Genomic DNA, 22,082 nt, shown 5'->3' with positions numbered 1-22,082 from the left:
CTGTTTTTCCCCTTAGTGACAGTCGCCAGCCGGGCTGTTGCAGCAGGTGGCCGGGGTTTTACGCGTCGCCAGCAGGTTGATATCAACGCGGCTTCGCGCCCGGCGCAGCAGGCCAATCACAATCACGTTAAACAGGATGACCGCCAGGATGCTGACCAGGCTGTAGCGCGGATGCTGGCTGAAGTTAACGGTCTGGTAAAACAGCGTCGCCAGCGAGTAGGCGATATTCAGCCCCCACAGAATGGAGAAGCCCATCCAGCCGCGGCTGGACTCACGGGCAATCGCCCCCATCACCGAGATGCACGGAATATAGAGCAGAACGAAGATGAGATAGCTGTAGGCCGCTGACGCGCTGCCAAACTTCTCGCCCATCACGCCCATGGCACCGGTCGCCATTTCGCCATCGCCTTTGCTGGCCTCAATCGGGTTAGCCAGCACGCTCAGGCTGAAGGTGCCTTTCAGGCTCTGCCAGGTCTCCTCTACGGCCCCCAGCAGTTCGTCACCGAGGTGGAACTCCGCCGGGTTAAATTCCTGCTCCTGAATGTTCTCTGCGGTGTAGAGCGTGTTCAGGGTCCCGACGACCACCTCTTTCGCCATCGCACCGGTGAACAGGCCCACGGTCGCCTGCCAGTTATCCTCCTGCACGCCAATCGGTTTGAAGACCGGCGTGATGACGCGGCTGACGGAGGCGAGGGCAGAGTCGTTGATGTTATCTGCCGCCTGACCGGTGAGGGTGAAGCTGTTCAGCGCGCTCAGGAAAATACTGACAATAACAATCACCTTACCGGCGCGCAGCACAAAGCCTTTCAGGCGCTGCCAGGTCTGGATCGCCAGGCTTTTCAGATGCGGGACGTGATAGACCGGAAGCTCCATTACAAACGGTGACGCTTCACCGCGCATGATGGTGTGCTTGAGCATTAAGCCGGTCAGGATCGCCATCACGATGCCCAGCACGTACAGCGAGAAGACCGCCAGCGCGCCCTGCTGGCCAAAGAAGGCTGCCGCGAAGACGGCAAAGATTGCCAGACGCGCACCGCAGGACATAAACGGCGCCATCATAATGGTCATCAGTCGTTCACGCGGTGCATCCAGGGTGCGCGCGCCCATTACCGACGGCACGTTACAGCCGAAGCCGACGATCAGCGGGACGAAGGACTTTCCCGGCAGGCCAAGCGCCTGCATCAGGCGGTCCATCACGAAGGCGGCGCGCGCCATGTAGCCGGAATCTTCGAGGAACGAGAGGAACAGATACATCATGCCGATCTGCGGTACCAGCGGCAGAACGGTGTTGATACCGCCGCCAATCCCCTGGGCAAGGAAGATGGTCAGCCATTCCGGGAAGTGCAGGGTGTAACCTACCCACTGAATACCGTGTACGAAGACCGCGACAGAACCGGCGTCAAAAATCGGCTGCAGCGCGCCACCGATGTTAATCGCGAGCAGGAACATCACGTACATCACCAGCAGGAAGATGGGTAAGCCGAGGAAGCGGTTGAGCACAATCTTATCCACCGCCGCCGTGAAGCGGCTGGGCTCTGCGGTAAGGGCGTTGCTGACCACGTCGCAAATTGACGCAATGGCCTGATAACGCGCATCGGCGATGTGCAGCGCCGGATCGTCCAGCTCGTCGCTGAGACGGGCGAGGGCCACGTCCAGTTTATCCGCCGCATGTCCGGCATAGGCGCGGCTGTAGATATCCCCTTCCAGCATCTGCAGGCCGAGCCACAGGCGCTGTTTTGCAGGCATGCTGTTGTCCATTTCCTGCGCCAGCCGTTCGGCTTCGCGCAGCAGCGGCTGGGCGTAGTGCACCAGCTCAACGTCGCGGTTTCCCGCGTGGCGGTCAATCGCCAGCTTAAGGGCGTCGATACCGCGAGCGCGGGTCGAGACCAGCGGAACCACCGGACAGCCCAGGCGCGCGGAGAGCGCATCGACGTCGATGCGCAGCTTTTGTTTTTCCGCAATGTCGAGCATGTTGAGCGCCACGATGCAGGGGATCCCCAGCTCCAGCAGCTGTAGCGTCAGGTAAAGGTTTCGCTCGAGGTTCGAAGCGTCGACCACGTTGATCAGCAGATCCGCGTCGCCGCCTAGAATGTAGTGGCAGGCAATTTGCTCATCGAGCGAAGTCTGGGATGAAATCGTGGTTAAGGAGTAGGTTCCGGGAAGGTCAACCAGGGTGACCTGATTGTCCGTTGTCGTGAACTGGCCTTCTTTACGTTCAACCGTTACGCCTGCCCAATTTCCCACGCGCTGGCGCGCGCCGGTTAACTGATTAAATAAGGTTGTCTTGCCGGAATTAGGATTGCCAATTAAGCCAATAGTTAATTTTTTCATTGTATTAGACCCACCGAAACCGCTGGCTTGTTAACGGGATAAAGATTCAACTTCAATTAATGCGAGGTCTTTTTTGCGCAGAACCAGATTTACGCGCCGGGTTTCGATATGAACAGGATCGCCCAACGGCGCCACACGCACGACCTGGAATGATGAGCCGGGCAGCATGCCAAGTGACAGCAGCTTCTGCCGATAGGCCGGGCTAATTTCGCGGGTAAAACCGGTAATTTTCCATGCACTGTCTGGAGTGAATTGCATAATGCCTGATTCCACGAGAGGTTAAATAATCTACACTGCGATGATAATGAGAATAGTTTTTATCAGCAATAATAAAAATGTGACGGGATGTTGTTAATCGTATTAATTTGCGGTCTGATTGACCTTGCTCAATATTTGCAGAATTACCCGGGAAGGAATAAAAAGCGTATTTGTTAATGGAGTGATAAATAGCGGTTTGAATATGGGTGTGCAATCGGTTTCATATATTTCGAGAGGATTTTATTCCCCTCACCCCGGCTCTCTCCCCTTTGGGGAGAGGGGTAGGGTGAGGGGGGTTACCTTAGCGTTTCTTACCCATCGCCGCCGCCAGCGCGTCCATCATCGCGCTGTTGCCCGCAGGCTGCGCGTCACGCCCGCGCGGTTTTGTGGCTTTCGTGGCCGGACGCTGCTGCTCGCGGCCTCCGCCGTTGCCGCCACGGCGCGCGCTGGTGTCGCCCGGCTGCTCATCCAGACGCATGGTCAGGGCGATACGCTTGCGCTGCAGATCCACCTCCAGCACTTTCACCTTCACGATGTCGCCCGCTTTGACCACGGTGTGCGGGTCTTCAACGAACTTGTCGGCAAGGGAAGAGATATGCACCAGACCGTCCTGGTGCACGCCGATATCCACAAACGCGCCGAAGTTGGTGACGTTGGTCACCGCGCCTTCCAGCACCATGCCCGGCAGGAGATCGTTCATGGTCTCGATGCCGTCAGCAAAGGTCGCCGTTTTGAACTCAGGACGCGGATCGCGGCCCGGTTTTTCCAGCTCTTTGATAATGTCGGTAACGGTTGGTACACCAAATTTGTCGTCGGTGAAATCAACGGCTTTCAGGTTACGCAGAGCGCTACTGTCGCCCATGAGATCCTTCAGCGCCTGCTGGGTGGCGGCCAGGATGCGTTCCACCACTGGATACGCTTCCGGGTGAACGGTAGAGGCATCCAACGGGTTATCGCCGTGGTTGATGCGCAGGAAGCCCGCGCACTGCTCAAACGCTTTCGGCCCCAGACGGCTCACTTTCAGCAGCTGCTGACGGTTCTGGAACTGGCCGTTCTCATCGCGCCAGGCGACGATGTTCTGCGCCATCATGCGGGTTAAGCCCGCCACGCGGGTCAGCAGAGGAACGGAAGCGGTGTTCAGGTCCACGCCGACGGCGTTTACGCAGTCTTCCACGACCGCGTCCAGCTTGCGCGCCAGCTGCGTCTGGCTCACGTCGTGCTGATACTGGCCCACGCCGATGGATTTCGGATCGATCTTCACCAGCTCCGCCAGCGGATCCTGCAGACGACGGGCGATGGAGACCGCGCCGCGCAGGGAAACGTCCAGGTCAGGGAATTCCTGCGCCGCCAGCTCAGAGGCGGAATAGACCGATGCGCCCGCTTCACTGACGATCACTTTCTGTGCCGTCACTTTCGGGAACTGCTTTTGCACGTCGAGGTAGAAACGCTCGGTTTCGCGTGATGCGGTGCCGTTACCGATGGCAACCAGCTCCACGTTGTACTTCTCGCACAGCGCCGCCACCACGACGGCGGCTTTCGCTGCCTGGCCGGTGTGCGGGTAAATGGTATCGGTGGCGACCAGCTTGCCGGTGCCGTCAACGACCGCCACCTTCACGCCGGTACGCAGGCCCGGATCGAGCCCCATGGTGGCGCGCAGGCCCGCAGGAGCGGCCATCAGCAGGTCATGCAGGTTACGGGCGAAGACGTTGATCGCTTCATCTTCCGCGCGCTCGCGCACGGTGCCCATCAGCTCGGTTTCCAGGTGCATCAGCACCTTGATGCGCCAGGTCCAGCTCACCACGCCTTTGCGCCAGCTGTCCGCCGGGGCGTTGTTCAGGCGCAGGCCGAGATGGTCGATAATAATCTGCTCGCAGTGGCTCTCTTTCGGCGGCTCGTCAAACTGCGGGTCGGCGTTCAGGGAGAGCTGGAGCACGCCTTCGTTGCGGCCGCGGAACATCGCCAGCGCGCGGTGAGACGGGGTGGTCGAAATCGGTTCGTGGTGATCGAAGTAGTCGCGGAACTTCGCGCCTTCTTCCTCTTTGCCCGCGACGACGGTAGAGACGATGTGGGCGTTCTTCCATAGATAATCACGCACTTTGGCCAGCAGGGCGGCGTCTTCCGCGAAGCGCTCCATCAGAATGTAGCGCGCGCCGTCCAGAGCGGCCTTGGTGTCAGCGACACCTTTGTCGGCGTCGACGAATTTCGCCGCTTCGGTTTCCGGGTCGTGAGATGGCTCATTCCACAGCAGCTCTGCCAGCGGCTCAAGGCCCGCCTCAATCGCAATCTGCCCGCGGGTACGGCGCTTCGGTTTGTACGGCAGATAGAGATCTTCGAGTTCGGTTTTGCTCAGGGTGCCGTTAATGGCGCTTTCCAGCTCGCTGGTCAGCTTGCCCTGTTCGCCGATGGATTTGAGGATCGCCTGACGACGTTCTTCCAGCTCGCGCAGATAACCCAGGCGGGTCTCCAGGTTACGCAGCTGCGTGTCATCCAGACCGCCTGTGACTTCCTTACGATAACGTGCAATAAACGGCACGGTGTTCCCTTCATCAAGCAGGCGAACGGCAGCTTCTACCTGTTCGGCTCTGGCCTGAAGTTCACCCGCAATAATGCGGCAGAGCGAATCTTTCATCATGGCTTTATCATCTTGTGGGTCAAAAATCAGGGGATAGTTATACGGGCTGACACGGCAAAATGCCAGCCGGGGAGGGCGCTCTCGGACTATTTTACGTAGACGATCTCATTGACGTACCAGCTGGCTTCACCGGCTGGGGTCTGAACGACGGCTAAATCGCCCACTTCCTTTTTCAGCAGCGCGCGGGCCATCGGGGAGTCGATAGAAATGTAATCTTTACGACCAAAAATTTCATCGTAACCGACGATGCGAAAACGCAGGGTGTCACCATCGTCGTTTTCAATCTCCACCCACGCGCCGAAGAACACTTTGCCCTCCTGCTGCGGGGAGTAATCGACGATTTTTAGATTCTCAAGACACTTCGTCAGATAGCGTACCCGGCGGTCAATTTCACGCAGCCGCTTCTTGTTGTACTGATAATCAGCATTTTCGCTGCGATCGCCCAGGCTTGCCGCCCAGGTCACCTTTTTGGTTACTTCAGGACGCTCTTCGCGCCACAGGTAATCCATCTCTTTTTTGAGCTTTTCGTACCCTTCGCGGGTGATCAGGGGCGTTTTCATGGTGCTGCCTTTGCTGCCGGTTCTCTGTTTTGCGCACAATACGTACCACACAGTGTAACAGACAGGATTAATAATGATTTATGTGATGAAATGAACAGATAAGCTGCTGTTAAATATGCTTTGTAACAATTTCGACTAGAATTTATACCAGAATTAACTGGTCGAATACGTGCACTTTTTTAGAATACGCTGTTACAAAGACTATCCGAACCTTTGGGAGTACACACAATGCAAGAAAACTACAAAATTCTGGTCGTGGATGACGACATGCGCCTGCGCGCGCTGCTTGAGCGTTATCTGACCGAGCAGGGCTTCCAGGTTCGTAGCGTCGCGAACGCTGAGCAGATGGACCGTCTGCTGACCCGCGAATCTTTCCATCTGATGGTTCTCGACCTGATGCTGCCGGGTGAAGACGGGCTTTCTATCTGCCGCCGTCTGCGCAGCCAGAGCAACCCGATGCCGATCATCATGGTTACGGCGAAGGGCGAAGAAGTTGACCGTATCGTGGGCCTCGAAATCGGCGCCGACGACTACATTCCAAAACCGTTTAACCCGCGCGAGCTGCTGGCGCGTATTCGTGCCGTGCTGCGCCGTCAGGCGAATGAACTGCCGGGCGCGCCGTCCCAGGAAGAGGCGGTGATTGCCTTCGGCAAGTTCAAGCTGAACCTCGGCACGCGCGAGATGTTCCGTGAAGATGAGCCAATGCCGCTCACCAGCGGCGAGTTTGCCGTACTGAAAGCGCTGGTCAGCCACCCGCGCGAGCCGCTTTCCCGCGACAAGCTGATGAACCTGGCGCGCGGTCGCGAATACTCCGCAATGGAACGCTCCATCGACGTGCAAATTTCCCGCCTGCGCCGCATGGTGGAAGAAGATCCGGCGCATCCTCGTTATATTCAGACCGTATGGGGTCTGGGCTACGTGTTCGTTCCGGACGGCTCTAAAGCATGAGGCGAATGCGCTTCTCGCCGCGAAGCTCGTTTGCCCGCACCCTCTTACTGATCGTCACCCTGCTGTTCGTCAGCCTGGTGACGACCTACCTGGTGGTGTTGAACTTTGCGATTCTGCCGAGCCTCCAGCAGTTTAATAAGGTCCTGGCCTACGAAGTGCGTATGCTGATGACCGATAAGCTGCAGCTGGAGGACGGCACGCAGCTGGTTGTTCCCCCGGCATTTCGCCGTGAAATCTACCGTGAACTGGGCATTTCGCTTTACTCCAATGAAGCGGCGGAAGATGCTGGCCTGCGCTGGGCGCAGCACTATGAATTCCTCAGCCAGCAGATGGCGCAGCAGCTGGGTGGCCCGACGGAAGTGCGCGTTGAGGTCAACAAAAGCTCGCCCGTCGTCTGGCTGAAAACCTGGCTGTCACCCAACATCTGGGTACGCGTTCCGCTGACTGAAATCCATCAGGGCGATTTCTCGCCGCTGTTCCGCTATACCCTTGCCATTATGCTGCTGGCGATAGGCGGCGCGTGGCTGTTTATCCGTATCCAGAACCGACCGCTGGTCGACCTGGAGCACGCGGCGCTGCAGGTCGGTAAAGGCATTATTCCTCCTCCACTGCGCGAATATGGTGCCTCTGAAGTGCGCTCAGTAACGCGCGCGTTTAACCACATGGCGGCAGGCGTTAAGCAGCTGGCGGATGACCGTACGCTGCTGATGGCCGGCGTCAGTCATGACCTGCGCACCCCGCTAACGCGTATTCGTCTGGCGACGGAGATGATGGGTGAAGAGGACGGTTATCTCGCCGAGTCTATTAACAAGGACATCGAAGAGTGTAACGCCATCATCGAGCAGTTCATCGACTACCTGCGCACCGGTCAGGAGATGCCGATGGAAATGGCCGATCTGAACGCGGTGCTGGGCGAAGTGGTGGCCGCAGAAAGTGGTTATGAGCGTGAAATTGATACTGACCTTCAGGACGGTGAAATTCAGGTTCGTATGCACCCGCTTTCCATTAAGCGTGCGGTGGCCAATATGGTGGTTAACGCGGCGCGCTACGGTAACGGCTGGATTAAGGTTAGCAGCGGGTCTGAACTCAACCGCGCCTGGTTCCAGGTGGAAGACGACGGCCCGGGCATTAAGCCCGAGCAGCGTAAGCATCTGTTCCAGCCATTTGTGCGCGGCGATAGCGCGCGCAGCACCAGCGGTACGGGCTTAGGCCTGGCGATTGTGCAGCGTATTGTGGATAACCATAACGGATTGCTGGAGATTGGTACCAGCGAGCGGGGCGGGTTGAGCATTCGCGCCTGGTTGCCGGTTCCGGTGACGCGGGGGCAGGTGAAAGAGGGATAGTGCGGTCTGATGCCCTCACCCCGGCCCTCTCCCACGGGGAGAGGGAGAAAACATTAAAAAAGGCAACTTTCGTTGCCTTTTTGCTTTTACCTACAGCTTCGGTCCCGCACTCACCAGCGCAGCACCCGCCGGGGTATCGGTGTACTTCTCGAAGTTCTCGATAAACAGCTTCGCCAGCGATTCCGCCTTCTCGCGCCACTGTTCCGGCGAACCGTAGGTATTGCGCGGGTCGAGGATACGCGTGTCCACACCCGGCAGTTCCGTCGGAATGGCCAGATCGAACATCGGCAGCGTGAAGGTTTCAGCGTTATCCAGAGAACCATCCAGAATGGCGTCGATAATGGCGCGGGTATCTTTGATGGAGATACGTTTGCCGGTACCGTTCCAGCCGGTATTCACCAGGTAGGCCTGCGCGCCGGATGCCTGCATGCGTTTCACCAGCACCTCAGCGTATTGCGTCGGGTGCAGCGACAGGAATGCCGCACCGAAGCAGGCGGAGAAGGTTGGGGTTGGCTCCGTGACGCCACGCTCGGTACCCGCCAGCTTGGCGGTAAAGCCAGAGAGGAAGTGGTACTGCGTCTGGCTGGCGGTCAGGCGAGACACCGGTGGCAGCACGCCGAACGCATCCGCCGTCAGGAAAATCACCTTCGTGGCATGGCCCGCTTTTGACACCGGCTTCACGATGTTGTCGATGTGGTAGATCGGGTAAGAGACGCGGGTGTTTTCGGTTTTTGACGCATCGTCGAAGTCGATAGAGCCGTCGGCACGCACGGTGACGTTTTCCAGCAGCGCGTCGCGGCGGATCGCGTGGAAGATATCCGGCTCGGCCTCTTCAGACAGGCGAATGGTCTTCGCGTAGCAACCGCCTTCGAAGTTAAACACCCCGTCATCGTCCCAGCCGTGTTCGTCATCGCCAATCAGACGGCGTTTTGGATCGGTGGAGAGCGTGGTTTTCCCGGTGCCGGAAAGACCGAAGAACACCGCTACGTCGCCTTTCTCGCCGACGTTCGCCGAGCAGTGCATAGAGGCAATACCGCGCAGCGGCAGCAGGTAGTTCATGACCGAAAACATCCCTTTCTTCATTTCGCCGCCATACCAGGTACCGCCGATCAGCTGAATACGTTCGGTCAGGTTGAAGGCAATGAAGTTTTCGGAGTTCAGACCCTGCTCTTTCCACTGTGGGTTAGTGCATTTCGCACCGTTCATCACGATGAAGTCAGGTGTGAAGTCCTGCAGCTCTTCGTCGGTCGGACGAATAAACATATTCTTAACGAAATGCGCCTGCCAGGCCACTTCGGTAATGAAACGCACGGAAAGGCGGGTGTCGGCGTTAGCGCCGCAGAAAGCGTCGACAATGAACAGACGCTTACCGGAAAGTTGATGGGTGACGAGCCCTTTCAGATGCTGCCAGGTTTCCGGGGAGAGCGGTTTGTTGTCGTTCTTCCCTTTGCCCTTGTCAGCCCACCACAGCGTATCGCGGGTAGTTTCGTCTCGGACGATATACTTATCTTTCGGCGAACGACCGGTAAAGATACCGGTATCGACGGCGATAGCACCAAGGTTCGTCAACACACCGCGCTCGTATCCTTCCAGTGCTGGATTGAGCTCTTCCTGATACAGCGTATCGTAATCGGGGTTGTAGACGATTTCCTGGACGTCGTGAATACCATAAGCCTTGAGATCTTGCGGGGTTAAACCAGTAACACGCATATCACTGCTCCTTAGCCAATATGTACTGCCTGAAATTGTAGGGTTTTTCTGGGGATGTTAACCGCGACGGGGCTCATAGATTTGTGCATCTGGATAAAACCCTTACTAACGGAAAACGCTGCGACTCCAGTCACAGTGCAGGCGGATTATCGCAGGAATCGCTTTTTGGTTGGGGAAAATGTTCCGAAAAGGTTAAGAGGTGGTGATTTTATCGGAGAGAATGTGAATGTAATCGCATACATGTAAGAAAATTACGTAAGAGTTACACAGGGAAAACGATTCAGCTTTCGGGAGATTTTTGCCCCTCACCCTAACCCTCTCCGCAAAGGGAAAGGGCAGGGTGAGGGGTAGCGTATTAATGAACCTGCGGATCCGCCGGAGAGGCGTTATTGCGGATTTCAGCGATATCCATTGAATTGAACACGTAGTGCGTACCGCAGTAGTCACAGTGCATATCAATTTCGCCGTCTTCAGCCATGATGCTGTCGATCTCTTCATCCGGCAGAGTTTTCAGTGCGCCAGCGCAGCGCTCGCGCGAGCAGGTGCACTTAAACTCCACGGACTGCGGATCGTACACGGTTACTTCTTCTTCGTGGTACAGACGCCACAGCACGTCGGTCGCCGACAGGTTGAACAGCTCTTCCGCCTTGATGGTTTCGGTCAGCGTCGCCAGATGCTCAAAGTCATTGGTCTGCGCGTCCTGCGCTGGCAGAACCTGCAGCAGCATGCCGCCCGCAGCAGGCTGGCCGTCCACTTCACCGGTACGGATGAACAGACGCGTCGGCAGCTGTTCGGAGCGCATGAAGTAATCTTCCAGGCAGGCTGCCAGGGTATCGCCTTCCAGACCGACCACGCCCTGATAGCGTTCACCTTCCTCCGGGGAGATGGTGATCACCAGGTAGCCATTGCCCACCAGCGTTTTGAGATCAGCATTTTCAGGAACGTCGCCCTGAACGCGCGCTACGCCGCGCATCTGCTGCTGGTTATTGCCGTTGATCACCGCCAGCGTCATCGGGCCGTCACCCTGCAGCTGCACGGTGATATCACCGGCAAACTTCAGCGTTGCGGTCAGCAGGCTGGTGGCAACCAGCAGTTCGCCCAACAGGGTCTTCACCGGCAGCGGGTAGTTGTGGTTTTCCAGAATCTGTTTCCAGGTTTCGGATACGGTGACCAGCTCGCCGCGCACGGCGAATTGTTCAAACAGATAGCGGTGTAATTGGTCGTGTTGGGCCATTTTCATCTCTCGTGCGGGTGAGGGTTACTCGCTCTCACCGTGTTTAAATTTCATCAGATCGCGGCGCTCTTTTTTATCCGGTCGCCGGTCCGGGTGGGGCATGGTCAGCGCATTCATTTTGCGCGCCAGCGCGGTCTTCTCGCGCTTTTCAACGCTTTCAGCCGTCTCTTCGTAAAGCAGTACGGCTTCCGATGCGGGCCGCCGCTGTTCGGTAATGGCTTTAATCACTACCGTACGTTCGTCGTTGCCCTGGCGCAGCGTTAAGGTGGCGTTCAGCTCAACCAGCTTGCTCGGCTTGCTGCGCTGGCCGTTGTAATGCACTTTACCGCCGTCAACCATTTCACGGGCAAGGGCGCGCGTTTTATAAAAACGGGCTGCCCACAGCCATTTATCCAGTCTTACCCCATCTGAGGGCTTTTCTTTCATGGCGTCTCCTTCACGGTCAGTGAGGGGATCATCTGGCGGTAGTCGTTCAGTCCCGGATGGCGCAGATAGCTTTTTTCAGCCAGACCAGAGTCAGGATTAGTGACACCCAGACAGTAGCGAATGCCAAACGTTGCCGCAGAATCCAGAATAGGCTCGCTGTCGTCAATGAACAGCGTGCGCTCCGGCTGCAGGCCGGTCTCTTCCTTCACCGCATGCCACAACCGCTGATCCTCTTTCGGATAACCAAATGTGTGGGTGGAAAGTAATAAATCAAGGTGCGACGCCAGTCCCGTATGCTCCAGCTTCACGGCCAGGTTATGTGGATGCGCGTTAGTCAGCAAAATACGGCGCTTGCCGCTTGCTTTCAGCGCGTCCAGGAAGGGAACCGTATCTTCGCGCAGCACGGCGCGTGGTCCCTGGGCAGTGGTCATGGCACAAATATCCAAACCGAGGCGCTCGCTCCAGTAGTCCAGACAGTACCAGTTTAGCGTATGTTGCACCGCGCTATATTGCGAACGAATGAACGCCTGCGCTTCTGCCGGGGAGATACCCTGCTGCTCACCATAGGTTTCCGGCACCAGCTTTTGCCAGAAATAGTTATCAAAGGCGAGATCGAGCAGCGTGCCGTCCATATCCAGCAGAACGGTGTCGACCTGCTGCCAGTCGATATCAAGATGCATAGGGGGGAACTCCAGCCAGAAGAAACGTGCGCGACAGGGTAGCACATCTTGTCGCGCAACGACGTTATCAGATCAGGCTCTCAGAGGAGGGGATCAGCTTAGGATTGAGGCAATTCTCATAATATTGCTGGATCTCCGCCAGACGCGTGCGGGAGCGCTGGTAGCGGCGCAGGGCCATAAAACCGTTCCAGAAAATGGCGATCAGCATGGCGATCATCAGCAGAGAGGTGCCAATGTAACGCCACAATCCTGCGCTGTCCGGCATCCGGTGCAGGCCGATATGGCGCGTGCCGTTGGCGTCGGTGTAGATGCTTGTGACAATCCCTTCGGCACTGAACGGCGTTTGCATCAGCATCTGCGCCAGACGCTGGAACTGGCTCCACTGCTCCTGGGCCGGGTAGTCATAAAGCGCTACCTGCGGGTAAGGCTGATCGACCAGGTCGCTGCCTTCATCGCTGGCAATCACAAAGCCGCCCGGTGCCGGACTGTTGAGCGCCTGAGCCGCCCGGGTGGTTTCGCGCATCATAAACGGCGATGTCGAGGTGGCGACCAGGTTATCAAGCGATTCCGCGCTGACCGGACGCAGCAGCACGTTGACGCCATCCAGTCGTCCCGCCTCGGCGCGTTTCACCAGCGAGTCCCAGTCTTTACTGTTCCCGAGGTTAACCAGCGCGTTCTTGAGGCGTATGCACTCATCCTGCGAGGAGCATAAGTCCTGGGTTTTCAGGACAATGTCGCCAAAATCATCCAGCAGAATCATGCCTGATTTCTGGATGGCGGAACGCAGCGCGGGGCTGACGCGTGAATCATCGTCCGGTTTCGGGTGCAGCTGGCGGTTGACCGTCTGGGTCAGCGCCGTGGCTTTATTCACCACTTCGGATTCCGGCAGCGGCAGCGGCGGGGCGTCGTTCCAGATAATTTGCGAACAGTCGAACGGCGTGAACGGTGAATTCTGGCGCGTGTTCCACGCCCCCGGGGTATGGATATTACACATTCCGGTGCCTTTCAGGCGCAGCGTATCGCCCACCCGTACACCCGCTTCATCGAGCTGGTTGACGCTGGTCGCCTCGATGGTCTGCGCGCCTTTGATCCACGACAGGGTAAATTTGATGGGCATATCCAGCGGCACGAAAAGCAGCAGCATGATAAACACCAGCCCGGCGCCGGCGGCGATGACCGTGCTGCGGAGCCAGTGCTGAAGCGGGAAATTTTTCACTTCATCATGCAGAGACAGGAAGCGCCCCTGTCGCACAACGTGGCGGTCAAGATAGATATCAATATCGGTTTTCTGCCCTAAATCCTGCGCAATCCACGGTTGCCAGTGGCGCGGGTAGATCAGGTCGATAATCCCGAGTGAGATATTGTTGAGATGCTCCTGATCGTTCTCACCGAACAGGCCCCAGCGCTTTGGCGTGCCGCGCAGGCAGTGGATCTCCCGCAGCGAGGTTTTGGCCGGCGGGGCAAAGAGCCCCCACAGCCCGGCCGCAAGAAGCAACACCGCGCCACCCGCCAGCCATGGGACAAAGACGTCCGGCGTCAGCAGGCAGACAAAAAAGAGCAGGAAAGCGGCAACGATCAGGATGGCTTCACGAATACCGTCCGGACGGCTCAGGGCATACTCTTCATGCGTCTCCTGACGAATATTCAGCAGCTCAATCTGCTCGGTCTCTTCACCACGAATAGAGGCCTGCGTTGAACTCGCGCGTTCCAGCGCAAAGCGCGGGGCTTCGTGAAGATAGTCATTCAGGGTATGGCCGTTGAGCGAGATTACCAGCGGCAGCGAATCGGTGTGAATTAGCTCAACGCTGTTTTCGTCGTTAATGTACTGCTCCCAGGACGGAGGCAGATGCACCTCAACCGAATCCAGGTAGTAGCGCCACTTGTTGGGGTCGTCAGTCGTAATGCCGTAGCGCGTGATGGAGCGCGTCACGCAGAGCACGGTGTCACTTTGCGCGTTAAGCTTAAGCGCGACAGGTGCAGTCGTGGCTCCCGTCGGCCCAGGCGTTAACTGAGAACGGTTCAGCGTTTCGAGATAGTTTTCAACTGCATCGCGCTCGTCTTGCGTGAGTTTACGCGTTGTCGCACCCGCGAAGGCATTTAAAAAGGGCAGCCGGTAACGGCGCTGTATGCGTCGCCTGTACAGCCACCCTGCAATCAATGCGCTGACCAGCATAGCAGCGAGAACAATCAAAATGGTGCTCATGCTTTCCCCATCTTACTTATCTTACAGGTGTAGTCAGTAGCACCTTTACATTGAATGAGAGTCTGTGGCTGGCTATCGGCAAGTATGGAGTCGAACTTGAGCATTTTAAAGCGCATCCCAGTGACCGGTGATGATAGCAAAGCCTGTCATGGCGCGATATCAGCAAATTCCTGGAAACATTTCAACCTCTTGACATTTGTTTTGAATTGAGGATTGATCCCTGCTGCGTTGCATAAATGTAAATAAAGAACAATTGACATTGCCGAAACCGTGCGGCATATCGCACAATAACGCCAGTTCACACTGCTAAGACCCCATCAAGATGAGCAAACCACTACAAAAACCCACCATTCTGCACGTTGAAACTGTCGCCAAATCGCGCCTGTTTAACGTCGAGAGTGTGGATCTGGAGTTCAGCAACGGTGTGCGTCGTGTTTATGAGCGTATGCGCCCCTCTTCGCGCGAAGCGGTGATGATTGTCCCTATCGTCGACGATCATCTGATTTTGATCCGCGAATACGCCGTGGGGACGGAATCTTACGAGCTTGGGTTCTCGAAAGGGCTCATCGATCCGGGTGAAACGGTCTTTGAAGCAGCAAACCGCGAGCTGAAAGAAGAGGTGGGTTTTGGCGCGAACGAACTGTCGTTCCTGAAAAAACTGAGCATGGCGCCGTCCTATTTTTCCAGCAAAATGAACATTGTGGTGGCTGAAGATCTCTATCCTGAATCGCTGGAGGGAGATGAACCAGAGCCGCTGCCGCAGGTTCGCTGGCCGCTGGCGCATCTGATGGATCTGCTTGAAGACCCTGACTTTAACGAGGCTCGCAACGTGAGCGCGCTGTTCCTGGTTCGCGAGTGGCTGAAGGGGCAAGGGCGGCTGTAGGCCATAAAAAAGCCGGGTGGCGGCTTCGCCTTACCCGGCCTGCAATTCTTTGCCCGGTTTTTACCGGGCATTTTTATGCTTAAAACAGCTCGTGCGTCTCGCCGTTATCAATAATCTCTGTACCCACCTCATGCACCGCCTGTGTGGTTGGCTGCGTACCTTCGATGAAATACTCGGCACGGCTATTACCGCCGTTAGCGAGCTGGCCGGTGCTGCGGTCAATATTGACCGTCACCACGCCCGGTGGCGGCGTCAGCGGCTGCTCCGGCACGCCTTCAAGAACGGATTTCATGTAGGCATCCCAGGCCGGCTGCGCGCTTTTGGCGCCGCCTTCGTAGCCGGAAATCTGATCTTTAATCGCGCCGGATGCCGTGGTACGGCCTAAATCACGGCGATGATCGTCGAAACCGATCCAGACTGACGTCACCACGCCCGGCCCATAGCCGGAGAACCACGCATCTTTCGAGCTGTTAGTTGTCCCGGTTTTACCGCCGATATCATGGCGCTGCAGATCGCGCCCTGCTCGCCAGCCGGTACCCTGCCAGCCGGGTTCACCGAAGATGTTGGTGTTCAGCGCGCTCTTGATCAGGAACGCCAGCGGCGTGTTGATCACGTGCGGGGCATACTCCTGCGCGCCGGTTTGCGCCACCAGCGACTGGTTAGCCTGCTCCAGCTGCGGCTGCGGCAAGACGATATTTGGCTGCTCCTGAGAAACGGCAGGGTCTTCCATGTCTTTGTTTTCGAGCACCTCGGATTTCGGCGTATTGCCGTAAATGACCGGAATATCACATTCAGGGCAGGCAATTTTCGGCTTCGCTTCAAACAGCACGCCGCCCTGGTCGTTCTCGATTTTGCTGATGAAGTACGGGTCAACCAGGAAGCCGCCGTTGGCCATCACCGAGTATCCGCGGGCGACCTGAAGCGGCGTAAAGGAGGCTGAGCCCAACGCCAGCGACTCGGTGCGAACGATGTTCTGCGCCGGGAAGCCGAAGCGCTGCAGGTACTCTGCTGCATAGTCGACGCCCATCGCGCGCATGGCACGCACCATCACCACGTTTTTCGACTGCCCCAGACCCTGGCGAAGACGAATAGGACCGGCATACTCCGCAGGAGAGTTCTTCGGCTGCCAGTCGGAACCGGCACCGGCATCCCAGCGGGAGATCGGCACGTCGTTTAGGATGCTGGCAAGCGTTAGTCCCTTATCCATCGCAGCCGTGTAGAGGAACGGCTTGATGTTGGAACCCACCTGACGCAGCGCCTGCGTGGCGCGGTTAAATTTGCTCTGGTTGAAATCGAACCCGCCGACCAGCGCCATTACCGCCCCGTTCTGTGGGTTGATGGAGACCAGAGCCGAGTTCACATCCGGTACCTGCGCCAGCCACCAGGCATCGCCTGACTTGCGCACCCAAATCTGCTGCCCGGCCTGTACCACGTCGGTCACCTTGCGCGGCGTTGGCCCCTGCAGGGTGTCCGAACGGTATGGACGCGCCCAGCGAATACCGTCCATGCGCAGGGAGACGGACGTGCCGTCCGCCAGCGTCGCAACGGCTTCCTGAGGATCGGCCTGCGTCACTACGGCTGGAAGGAGCGGACCATAGGTTGGCAGCGCTTTCAGCGTGCTGGTGATTTTTTTGCTGTCCCATGCGCTTTCGCCCACTTTCCAGAGCACGTTCGACGGTCCGCGATAGCCGTGACGCATATCGTAGTCCATCACGTTATTGCGCACCGCGTCCTGAGCCGCCTGCTGCACTTTACGGGTAACGGTGGTGTACACGCGATAGCCATCTTCATAGGCCTTGTCGCCATAACGACTCACCATCTCCTGGCGCACCATTTCGGTCAGATAAGGGGCAGAGAAGGCGATCTCAGGGGCGTGATAATTGGCGTCAATGACGTCGTTACGCGCCTGGTCGTACTCGCTCTGGCTGATATAGCCTTCACTCAGCATACGTGACAGGACGACATTACGACGTGAGGTAGCGCGATCGAGCGAGTAAAGCGGGTTAAACGTGGACGGCGCTTTTGGCAGACCGGCAATGGTTGCCATTTCGCTTAGGGTGAGCTGTTCAACAGGCTTACCGAAGTACACCTGCGCGGCTGCCCCCACGCCATAGGCACGGTAGCCCAGGTAGATTTTATTGAGGTACAGCTCAAGGATCTCGTCCTTGTTCAGCAGTTGCTCAATACGGATCGCCAGGAACACCTCTTTGATCTTACGCGTCAGCGTCTTTTCAGGGCTGAGGAAGAAGTTACGCGCCAGCTGTTGCGTAATGGTGCTCGCCCCCTGGGAGGCGTGACCGGAGAACAACGCAATGCTTGCGGCACGGAAAATCCCGACCGGATCGACACCGTGGTGCTCGTAGAAACGGCTGTCCTCCGTGGCGATAAAAGCTTTCACCATCACGGGGGGAATTTGGTTTAAGGTCAGCGGGATACGACGCTTCTCGCCATACTGCGCCATCAGCTCGCCATCGGCGCTATAGACCTGCATTGGGATCTGGAGACGCACATCGCGGAGCGTGGCGACATCAGGTAGCTGTGGCTCAATATATTTGTACAAACCGTAAATCGAGCCTGCTCCCAGCAGAATGCAACAGACTGCAAGGATGAATAAATACTTTACGAACTTCACCGGAGATTTCCCATTTGGTTTCACTTGGGCAGTTTCTAAACAATCGCGCGGTAGTATAAAGGCAAGCCTGATTCATTGATATAGCCGTCAAGGCGACGGGCGATAAGGAGATCGTGAAGCATGGCTTTCAAAACATGGCAAACGGGCGTTCATATTCAACAGGATAAGGTCCTGATTACGGCACTGGTCCGGGAGAGAGGCGGCTGGTGCTTACGCCGCTGGTGGGCCATTTCTCTGGCCGAAGGCATCATTCGTGACGGCAAAATTTGTCAGCCAGAAGCGCTGGCCGATGCCTTACGCGACTGGCGAAAAGCGCTCCCGCACTACCATCGGGTATTTCTCTCCTTTCCTGCTGCACGGACTCTGCAAAAAACGTTGCCCCGACCGGCTCTTGCATTGCGCGACAGCGAGCAGCTCTCGTGGATGGGGGCGGCGTTTTCGCGCGAACTGGAGATGTCGACAGAGTCCCTCTGTTTCGACTACACCCAGGACACCTTCAGCAATACGTTTCACGTGACTGCTGCACAAAACAAAGAGGTTGAAACGCTTCTTGATCTGGCGAAAACGCTACGTTTGCGGCTGGCGACCATCACCCCGGATGCCAGCGCGCTGACGAACCTGCTGCCTGCGGTAGCGCCGACGCTGTGCGTCGCCTGGCGAGATGCGCATCACTGGCTGTGGGCTATGCGCCATCAGTGGGGGCGTCGTTATACCACTGAAGCAGAAAACGTCACTGAGCTGGCGGCGCTGCTGGCCCTCAACCAGAATGACATCGCGTTCTTTGATGCCGAACGAACCCCATGGGAAACGCTGCAGCGCTGGCATGCGCCTCTTCCCGAATGCGGGGCTGACTATACCGTCGCGCTGGCGCTGGCCATGAGCGAGGTGCCTGAATGAACGTGACCAACTTCCTGCCCTGGCGTCAGCAGCGGCGCGCGCGATGCCTGCGTTTCTGGGGCGGCGTATTTGTCGGCGCATTGCTGCTCATGCTGGTGACCGTTTTTAGCGTAAGGATGAATCATCTGGTAACGCTGCGCGCGCTGCAGGCTCAACTGGCGGGTACGCAGTCCGTGCAGCGTGGTCTTGTGTCTCGCCAGCGACCCACCGCAGAGGTGCAGAACCCTGCGGGCACGCCGCAACGCCGCGCATGGCAACCGGTGCTGGAGTCACTTTCTGAGGCCATGCCTGCGCAGGTATGGCTGACAGAGCTGCGTTATCAGCCTCCTGCTCTGATGTTGATCGGATATGCCACTACCCTGCAGGCACTTTCTGCCTTGCGTAATGGGCTGGAGCACATAGACGGCTTTACGCCCGGTTCTGAGGGGGAACTCCGGCAGGATAGCCAGGGGCGCTGGATGTTCACTCTGCACCTGAAAAGCGAGGGGTAATGCGTGGAGACCTTGCTAGAACGCTGGTGTGAAAGTCGTCCCTGGTGTCGGCTGGTCTGCGGGGGGCTGGGTATTCTCCTGATGGGCCTGACAGCATGGGGTGTATTGCTCCGGCCAGCAGAGAGGCAGTGTGCGGATCAGCGGCAGCAGTTGAGCCAGGCGGCGAGGACTAACGCGTCGCTGTGGCCCACCGCCAGTCAGGTGCCGTTTAGCCCGCAAACCCGGACGGCACTGGAGATAAAGCCCTTTTCACCGCTCGATTTTCAGGGGGAGGGTACAAGGCTCCTTCACTGGAAGCCGTTGCAAAACGGCGGTGAACTGGCGCTGGAGGCGGAGTGGCAGGCGATCCCGCCTCTTTTTTCCCGGCTGGCGCAGCGGGATGTGCGGGTCGCTGCTTTTACGCTTGCGCCACAAAGTACGGCGTTACGCCTGAGGCTGGAGCTGGAACATGCGAAATAGCGCGAGATACCTGCTGGTTTGCTCGGCGCTGCTGTTGACCGGCATGCGCGATCCGTTTCGCCCGCCGGACGACCCCTGCGCCACAGCCGAGCTGGCACAGTGGCAATACCGCGGAATGGTGGGAGGGCAGCAGCGCGTTGGTATTTTGCTGGATGGGCAACGGCGCTGGCATCGTCTGAAAGAGCATGATCGTTTCCCGGCGGGCTGGCGGATAACGGCCATCAATGAAACGGAACTGGTTGTTGATGTGGGTGACACATGCGATCCCGAAGAATGGGCGTGGCAACGAGAAGGAAAGGATAAAAATGAAGTTAAGGATAGTGCTGTTGCTGCTGGCGTTCAGCCGCCCGCTGTGGGCCGCCGCGCCAAAGCCGGTCACGCTGGTGGTGGATGACGTGCCGGTGGTTCAGGTGCTACAGGCGCTGGTTGCGCAGGAGAACCGTAATCTGGTGGTATCGCCGGATGTCGGCGGCACGCTCTCGCTTAACCTGACGCGCGTTCCCTGGCGGCAGGCGTTACAGACGGTAGTCACCAGCGCCGGACTCGTTTTACGAGAGGAGGGCGGTATTTATTATGTCCATACCGCGGCCTGGCAGCGTGAACAGCGGGAACGTTTAGAGCAGGAGCGAGCGCGTCGACAGCTTGATGCTCCGCTGGTCTCGCACAGCATCCCATTTTCTTATGCGGATGCCGGAGAACTGCAAAAAGCGGCTGAAAAGCTCCTGAGCCCAAAGGGGAGTTTATCTGTCGACAAACGCACCAACCGTCTGCTCATCAGGGATAACCAGGTGGTACTGGAGGCGCTGCAGCAGTGGGCGGCTCAGATGGATATTCCCGTCGAGCAGGTCGAACTGGCGGCGCACATTGTCACCATTAATGAAAAAAGCCTGCGAGAGTTGGGGGTGAAGTGGAACCTTGCCGAGGCCACTGAGGCGGGCAAGGTTGGACAGCTCACGACGCTTGGCAGCGATCTTTCCGTGGCCAGTGCTACCACGCATGTGGGGTTTAACATCGGGCGGATTAACGGCAGGCTGCTGGATCTGGAACTCTCTGCGCTGGAGCAAAAACAGCAGGTCGATATCATTGCCAGCCCGCGGCTGCTGGCCTCGCACATGCAACCGGCCAGCATTAAGCAGGGGAGTGAGATCCCGTATCAGGTTTCAAGCGGTGAAAGCGGGGCGACCTCGGTGGAGTTCAAAGAGGCGGTACTCGGAATGGAGGTCACGCCGGTAGTATTGCCCGGTGGGCGCGTGCGCCTGAAGCTACACATCAGTGAAAACATGCCGGGACAGGTGCTGCAGCAGGCCGATGGCGAAACGCTTGCCATCGATAAGCAAGAGATAGAAACCCAGGTGGAGGTAAAAAGTGGAGAAACGTTGGCGCTGGGGGGAATTTTCTCGCAAAAGAACAAAACCGGCAGTGACAGCGTGCCCGGGCTTGGGAGCATCCCCTGGCTCGGACAGCTTTTTCGCCATGATGGAAAAGATAATGAGCGGCGTGAGTTAGTGGTGTTTATTACGCCACGTCTGGTCGGTATTCACTAACGGGTAACGATCCCCGCAATGATTTTGCATTCAGTTTGTTGCAGATGTTTGACGTGGGGCATGAATTAGCATACAAGGAGTACCGATTTGAGTTGGACTTACGTCTTATTACCTTATGCGTCCGGTGCGGTGATTTAATCAGTTGCCAAACAAGCCGGAGTATTGAGATAATTTTTAGTCTGACTCTCGCTCTATTGCATATGAGGTTTCAGTTCATGTCCTGCTACGCCGGGTGTCTGCGAAGCGGGGATTACCATTAACGAATAGTCTTAGTAGTACCGATAAAATGGCAGAGAAACGCAATATCTTTCTGGTTGGGCCTATGGGTGCCGGCAAAAGCACTATTGGGCGTCAGTTAGCTCAACAACTCAATATGGAATTTTACGATTCTGATCAAGAGATTGAGAAACGAACCGGAGCTGATGTGGGCTGGGTTTTCGATGTAGAAGGCGAAGAAGGTTTCCGTGACCGAGAAGAAAAAGTGATCAACGAACTCACGGAAAAACAGGGCATCGTACTGGCAACAGGCGGCGGCTCTGTGAAATCTCGCGAAACCCGCAACCGTCTCTCCGCCCGTGGCGTAGTGGTCTATCTTGAGACGACCATTGAGAAACAGCTGGCACGTACGCAGCGCGATAAAAAGCGCCCGCTGCTGCAGGTTGAAACGCCACCACGCGAAGTTCTGGAAGCGTTGGCCGACGAACGCAATCCGCTGTATGAAGAGATTGCCGATGTGACCATTCGTACTGACGATCAGAGCGCTAAAGTGGTTGCAAACCAGATTATTCATATGCTGGAAAGCAACTGATTCTGGCTTTAAATACACTCGCCTGCGGGTAAAAGCATTAAAG

The 22,082-nt window shown here is 57.2% G+C and carries 19 protein-coding genes; 9 read left to right on the top strand and 10 right to left on the bottom strand.

Translation table 11 applies throughout. The annotated features are described in order from the left end of the window. Positions 1–12: 12 nt before the first annotated feature. The 4 genes from feoB to greB form a co-directional block, all read right to left on the bottom strand. On the bottom strand, positions 13–2,331 hold the full coding sequence (gene feoB / locus HBA26_RS05140; RefSeq protein WP_126345939.1) for a Fe(2+) transporter permease subunit FeoB: 2,319 nt from the start codon (positions 2,329–2,331) through the stop codon (positions 13–15). A gap of 30 nt (positions 2,332–2,361) precedes the next feature. Continuing rightward, positions 2,362–2,589 carry a ferrous iron transporter A gene (feoA, locus tag HBA26_RS05135; RefSeq protein WP_006177893.1) on the bottom strand — a complete coding sequence of 76 codons (228 nt, stop codon included), beginning with the start codon at positions 2,587–2,589 and terminating at the stop codon, positions 2,362–2,364. A 301-nt stretch (positions 2,590–2,890) separates the two neighbouring features. Then, positions 2,891–5,221, bottom strand: coding sequence for a Tex family protein (locus HBA26_RS05130; RefSeq protein WP_028014673.1), 2,331 nt, complete (start codon positions 5,219–5,221; stop codon positions 2,891–2,893). An 86-nt stretch (positions 5,222–5,307) separates the two neighbouring features. After that, positions 5,308–5,781, bottom strand: coding sequence for a transcription elongation factor GreB (gene greB, locus HBA26_RS05125; RefSeq protein ID WP_014885539.1), 474 nt, complete (start codon positions 5,779–5,781; stop codon positions 5,308–5,310). A 228-nt stretch (positions 5,782–6,009) separates the two neighbouring features. On the opposite strand from greB, the gene ompR reads away from it, so the two are divergent. Then, a complete protein-coding gene (gene ompR / locus HBA26_RS05120; RefSeq protein ID WP_001157751.1) occupies positions 6,010–6,729 on the top strand; it encodes a two-component system response regulator OmpR in 720 nt (239 codons plus the stop codon). Next, positions 6,726–8,072: a two-component system sensor histidine kinase EnvZ gene (gene envZ, locus HBA26_RS05115; protein WP_028014672.1), complete on the top strand. Its 1,347-nt coding sequence runs from the start codon at positions 6,726–6,728 to the stop codon at positions 8,070–8,072. The genes ompR and envZ overlap by 4 nt, the downstream gene beginning before the upstream one ends. A 90-nt stretch (positions 8,073–8,162) precedes the next feature. On the opposite strand, the gene pckA is transcribed toward envZ, so the two are convergent. From pckA to HBA26_RS05090, 5 genes are all read right to left on the bottom strand, one after another. Next, positions 8,163–9,782 (bottom strand): phosphoenolpyruvate carboxykinase (ATP), encoded by a 1,620-nt coding sequence (gene pckA, locus HBA26_RS05110; RefSeq protein WP_041911911.1) that lies wholly within the window; start codon positions 9,780–9,782, stop codon positions 8,163–8,165. A gap of 355 nt (positions 9,783–10,137) precedes the next feature. After that, on the bottom strand, positions 10,138–11,022 hold the full coding sequence (gene hslO / locus HBA26_RS05105; protein WP_161495995.1) for an Hsp33 family molecular chaperone HslO: 885 nt from the start codon (positions 11,020–11,022) through the stop codon (positions 10,138–10,140). A gap of 18 nt (positions 11,023–11,040) precedes the next feature. Continuing rightward, the gene (hslR, locus tag HBA26_RS05100) at positions 11,041–11,442 is read right to left on the bottom strand and encodes a ribosome-associated heat shock protein Hsp15 (RefSeq protein ID WP_028014669.1); all 402 of its coding nucleotides are present in this window, start codon (positions 11,440–11,442) and stop codon (positions 11,041–11,043) included. Further along, entirely contained in the window at positions 11,439–12,122 is a 684-nt protein-coding gene (gene yrfG, locus HBA26_RS05095) for a GMP/IMP nucleotidase (protein ID WP_028014668.1), read from the bottom strand. Before yrfG ends, hslR begins: the two co-directional genes overlap by 4 nt. 67 nt (positions 12,123–12,189) lie before the next feature. Continuing rightward, complete coding sequence (locus tag HBA26_RS05090; protein WP_028014667.1) at positions 12,190–14,325, bottom strand: intracellular growth attenuator family protein; 2,136 nt, start codon at positions 14,323–14,325, stop codon at positions 12,190–12,192. Positions 14,326–14,647: 322 nt separating this feature from the next. On the opposite strand from HBA26_RS05090, the gene nudE reads away from it, so the two are divergent. Next, positions 14,648–15,208 carry an ADP compounds hydrolase NudE gene (gene nudE, locus HBA26_RS05085; protein ID WP_028014666.1) on the top strand — a complete coding sequence of 187 codons (561 nt, stop codon included), beginning with the start codon at positions 14,648–14,650 and terminating at the stop codon, positions 15,206–15,208. Positions 15,209–15,287: 79 nt separating this feature from the next. Here nudE and mrcA read toward each other — a convergent pair whose 3' ends face one another. Further along, positions 15,288–17,840, bottom strand: coding sequence for a peptidoglycan glycosyltransferase/peptidoglycan DD-transpeptidase MrcA (gene mrcA / locus HBA26_RS05080; RefSeq protein WP_028014665.1), 2,553 nt, complete (start codon positions 17,838–17,840; stop codon positions 15,288–15,290). A 120-nt stretch (positions 17,841–17,960) separates the two neighbouring features. Here mrcA and HBA26_RS05075 point away from each other — a divergent pair, with 120 nt between their 5' ends. From HBA26_RS05075 to aroK, 6 genes are all read left to right on the top strand, one after another. Beyond that, positions 17,961–18,737: a DNA utilization protein HofM gene (locus HBA26_RS05075; protein WP_126345938.1), complete on the top strand. Its 777-nt coding sequence runs from the start codon at positions 17,961–17,963 to the stop codon at positions 18,735–18,737. After that, positions 18,734–19,228: a PilN domain-containing protein gene (locus tag HBA26_RS05070; protein ID WP_047367193.1), complete on the top strand. Its 495-nt coding sequence runs from the start codon at positions 18,734–18,736 to the stop codon at positions 19,226–19,228. The genes HBA26_RS05075 and HBA26_RS05070 overlap by 4 nt, the downstream gene beginning before the upstream one ends. A 3-nt stretch (positions 19,229–19,231) precedes the next feature. Beyond that, complete coding sequence (locus tag HBA26_RS05065) at positions 19,232–19,687, top strand: HofO (protein ID WP_164558239.1); 456 nt, start codon at positions 19,232–19,234, stop codon at positions 19,685–19,687. After that, entirely contained in the window at positions 19,677–20,081 is a 405-nt protein-coding gene (locus HBA26_RS05060) for a HofP DNA utilization family protein (RefSeq protein ID WP_126345937.1), read from the top strand. The genes HBA26_RS05065 and HBA26_RS05060 overlap by 11 nt, the downstream gene beginning before the upstream one ends. Next, positions 19,993–21,231, top strand: a complete 1,239-nt coding sequence (gene hofQ, locus HBA26_RS05055; RefSeq protein ID WP_126345936.1) for a DNA uptake porin HofQ — start codon at positions 19,993–19,995, stop codon at positions 21,229–21,231. Before HBA26_RS05060 ends, hofQ begins: the two co-directional genes overlap by 89 nt. Before the next feature lie 286 nt (positions 21,232–21,517). Then, the gene (gene aroK, locus HBA26_RS05050) at positions 21,518–22,039 is read left to right on the top strand and encodes a shikimate kinase AroK (RefSeq protein WP_003861630.1); all 522 of its coding nucleotides are present in this window, start codon (positions 21,518–21,520) and stop codon (positions 22,037–22,039) included. The last annotated feature ends 43 nt before the right edge of the window (positions 22,040–22,082 follow it).

The sequence above is a fragment of the Enterobacter sp. 725m/11 genome, assembly GCF_011683705.1.
In the GTDB taxonomy this organism is placed as follows: domain Bacteria; phylum Pseudomonadota; class Gammaproteobacteria; order Enterobacterales; family Enterobacteriaceae; genus Enterobacter; species Enterobacter bugandensis.
Note: the sequence above shows the minus strand (reverse complement) of the source record. Positions and strands in the feature narration are given on the sequence as shown.

Excerpts from the sequence above, each read along its gene's own strand:
- feoB (WP_126345939.1), bottom strand. The coding sequence starts at position 2,331 with ATGAAAAAATTAACTATTGGCTTAATTGGCAATCCTAATTCCGGCAAG.
- feoA (WP_006177893.1), bottom strand. The coding sequence starts at position 2,589 with ATGCAATTCACTCCAGACAGTGCATGGAAAATTACCGGTTTTACCCGC.
- HBA26_RS05130 (WP_028014673.1), bottom strand. The coding sequence starts at position 5,221 with ATGATGAAAGATTCGCTCTGCCGCATTATTGCGGGTGAACTTCAGGCC.
- greB (WP_014885539.1), bottom strand. The coding sequence starts at position 5,781 with ATGAAAACGCCCCTGATCACCCGCGAAGGGTACGAAAAGCTCAAAAAA.
- ompR (WP_001157751.1), top strand. The coding sequence starts at position 6,010 with ATGCAAGAAAACTACAAAATTCTGGTCGTGGATGACGACATGCGCCTG.
- envZ (WP_028014672.1), top strand. The coding sequence starts at position 6,726 with ATGAGGCGAATGCGCTTCTCGCCGCGAAGCTCGTTTGCCCGCACCCTC.
- pckA (WP_041911911.1), bottom strand. The coding sequence starts at position 9,782 with ATGCGTGTTACTGGTTTAACCCCGCAAGATCTCAAGGCTTATGGTATT.
- hslO (WP_161495995.1), bottom strand. The coding sequence starts at position 11,022 with ATGAAAATGGCCCAACACGACCAATTACACCGCTATCTGTTTGAACAA.
- hslR (WP_028014669.1), bottom strand. The coding sequence starts at position 11,442 with ATGAAAGAAAAGCCCTCAGATGGGGTAAGACTGGATAAATGGCTGTGG.
- yrfG (WP_028014668.1), bottom strand. The coding sequence starts at position 12,122 with ATGCATCTTGATATCGACTGGCAGCAGGTCGACACCGTTCTGCTGGAT.
- HBA26_RS05090 (WP_028014667.1), bottom strand. The coding sequence starts at position 14,325 with ATGAGCACCATTTTGATTGTTCTCGCTGCTATGCTGGTCAGCGCATTG.
- nudE (WP_028014666.1), top strand. The coding sequence starts at position 14,648 with ATGAGCAAACCACTACAAAAACCCACCATTCTGCACGTTGAAACTGTC.
- HBA26_RS05075 (WP_126345938.1), top strand. The coding sequence starts at position 17,961 with ATGGCTTTCAAAACATGGCAAACGGGCGTTCATATTCAACAGGATAAG.
- HBA26_RS05070 (WP_047367193.1), top strand. The coding sequence starts at position 18,734 with ATGAACGTGACCAACTTCCTGCCCTGGCGTCAGCAGCGGCGCGCGCGA.
- HBA26_RS05060 (WP_126345937.1), top strand. The coding sequence starts at position 19,677 with ATGCGAAATAGCGCGAGATACCTGCTGGTTTGCTCGGCGCTGCTGTTG.
- hofQ (WP_126345936.1), top strand. The coding sequence starts at position 19,993 with ATGAAGTTAAGGATAGTGCTGTTGCTGCTGGCGTTCAGCCGCCCGCTG.
- aroK (WP_003861630.1), top strand. The coding sequence starts at position 21,518 with ATGGCAGAGAAACGCAATATCTTTCTGGTTGGGCCTATGGGTGCCGGC.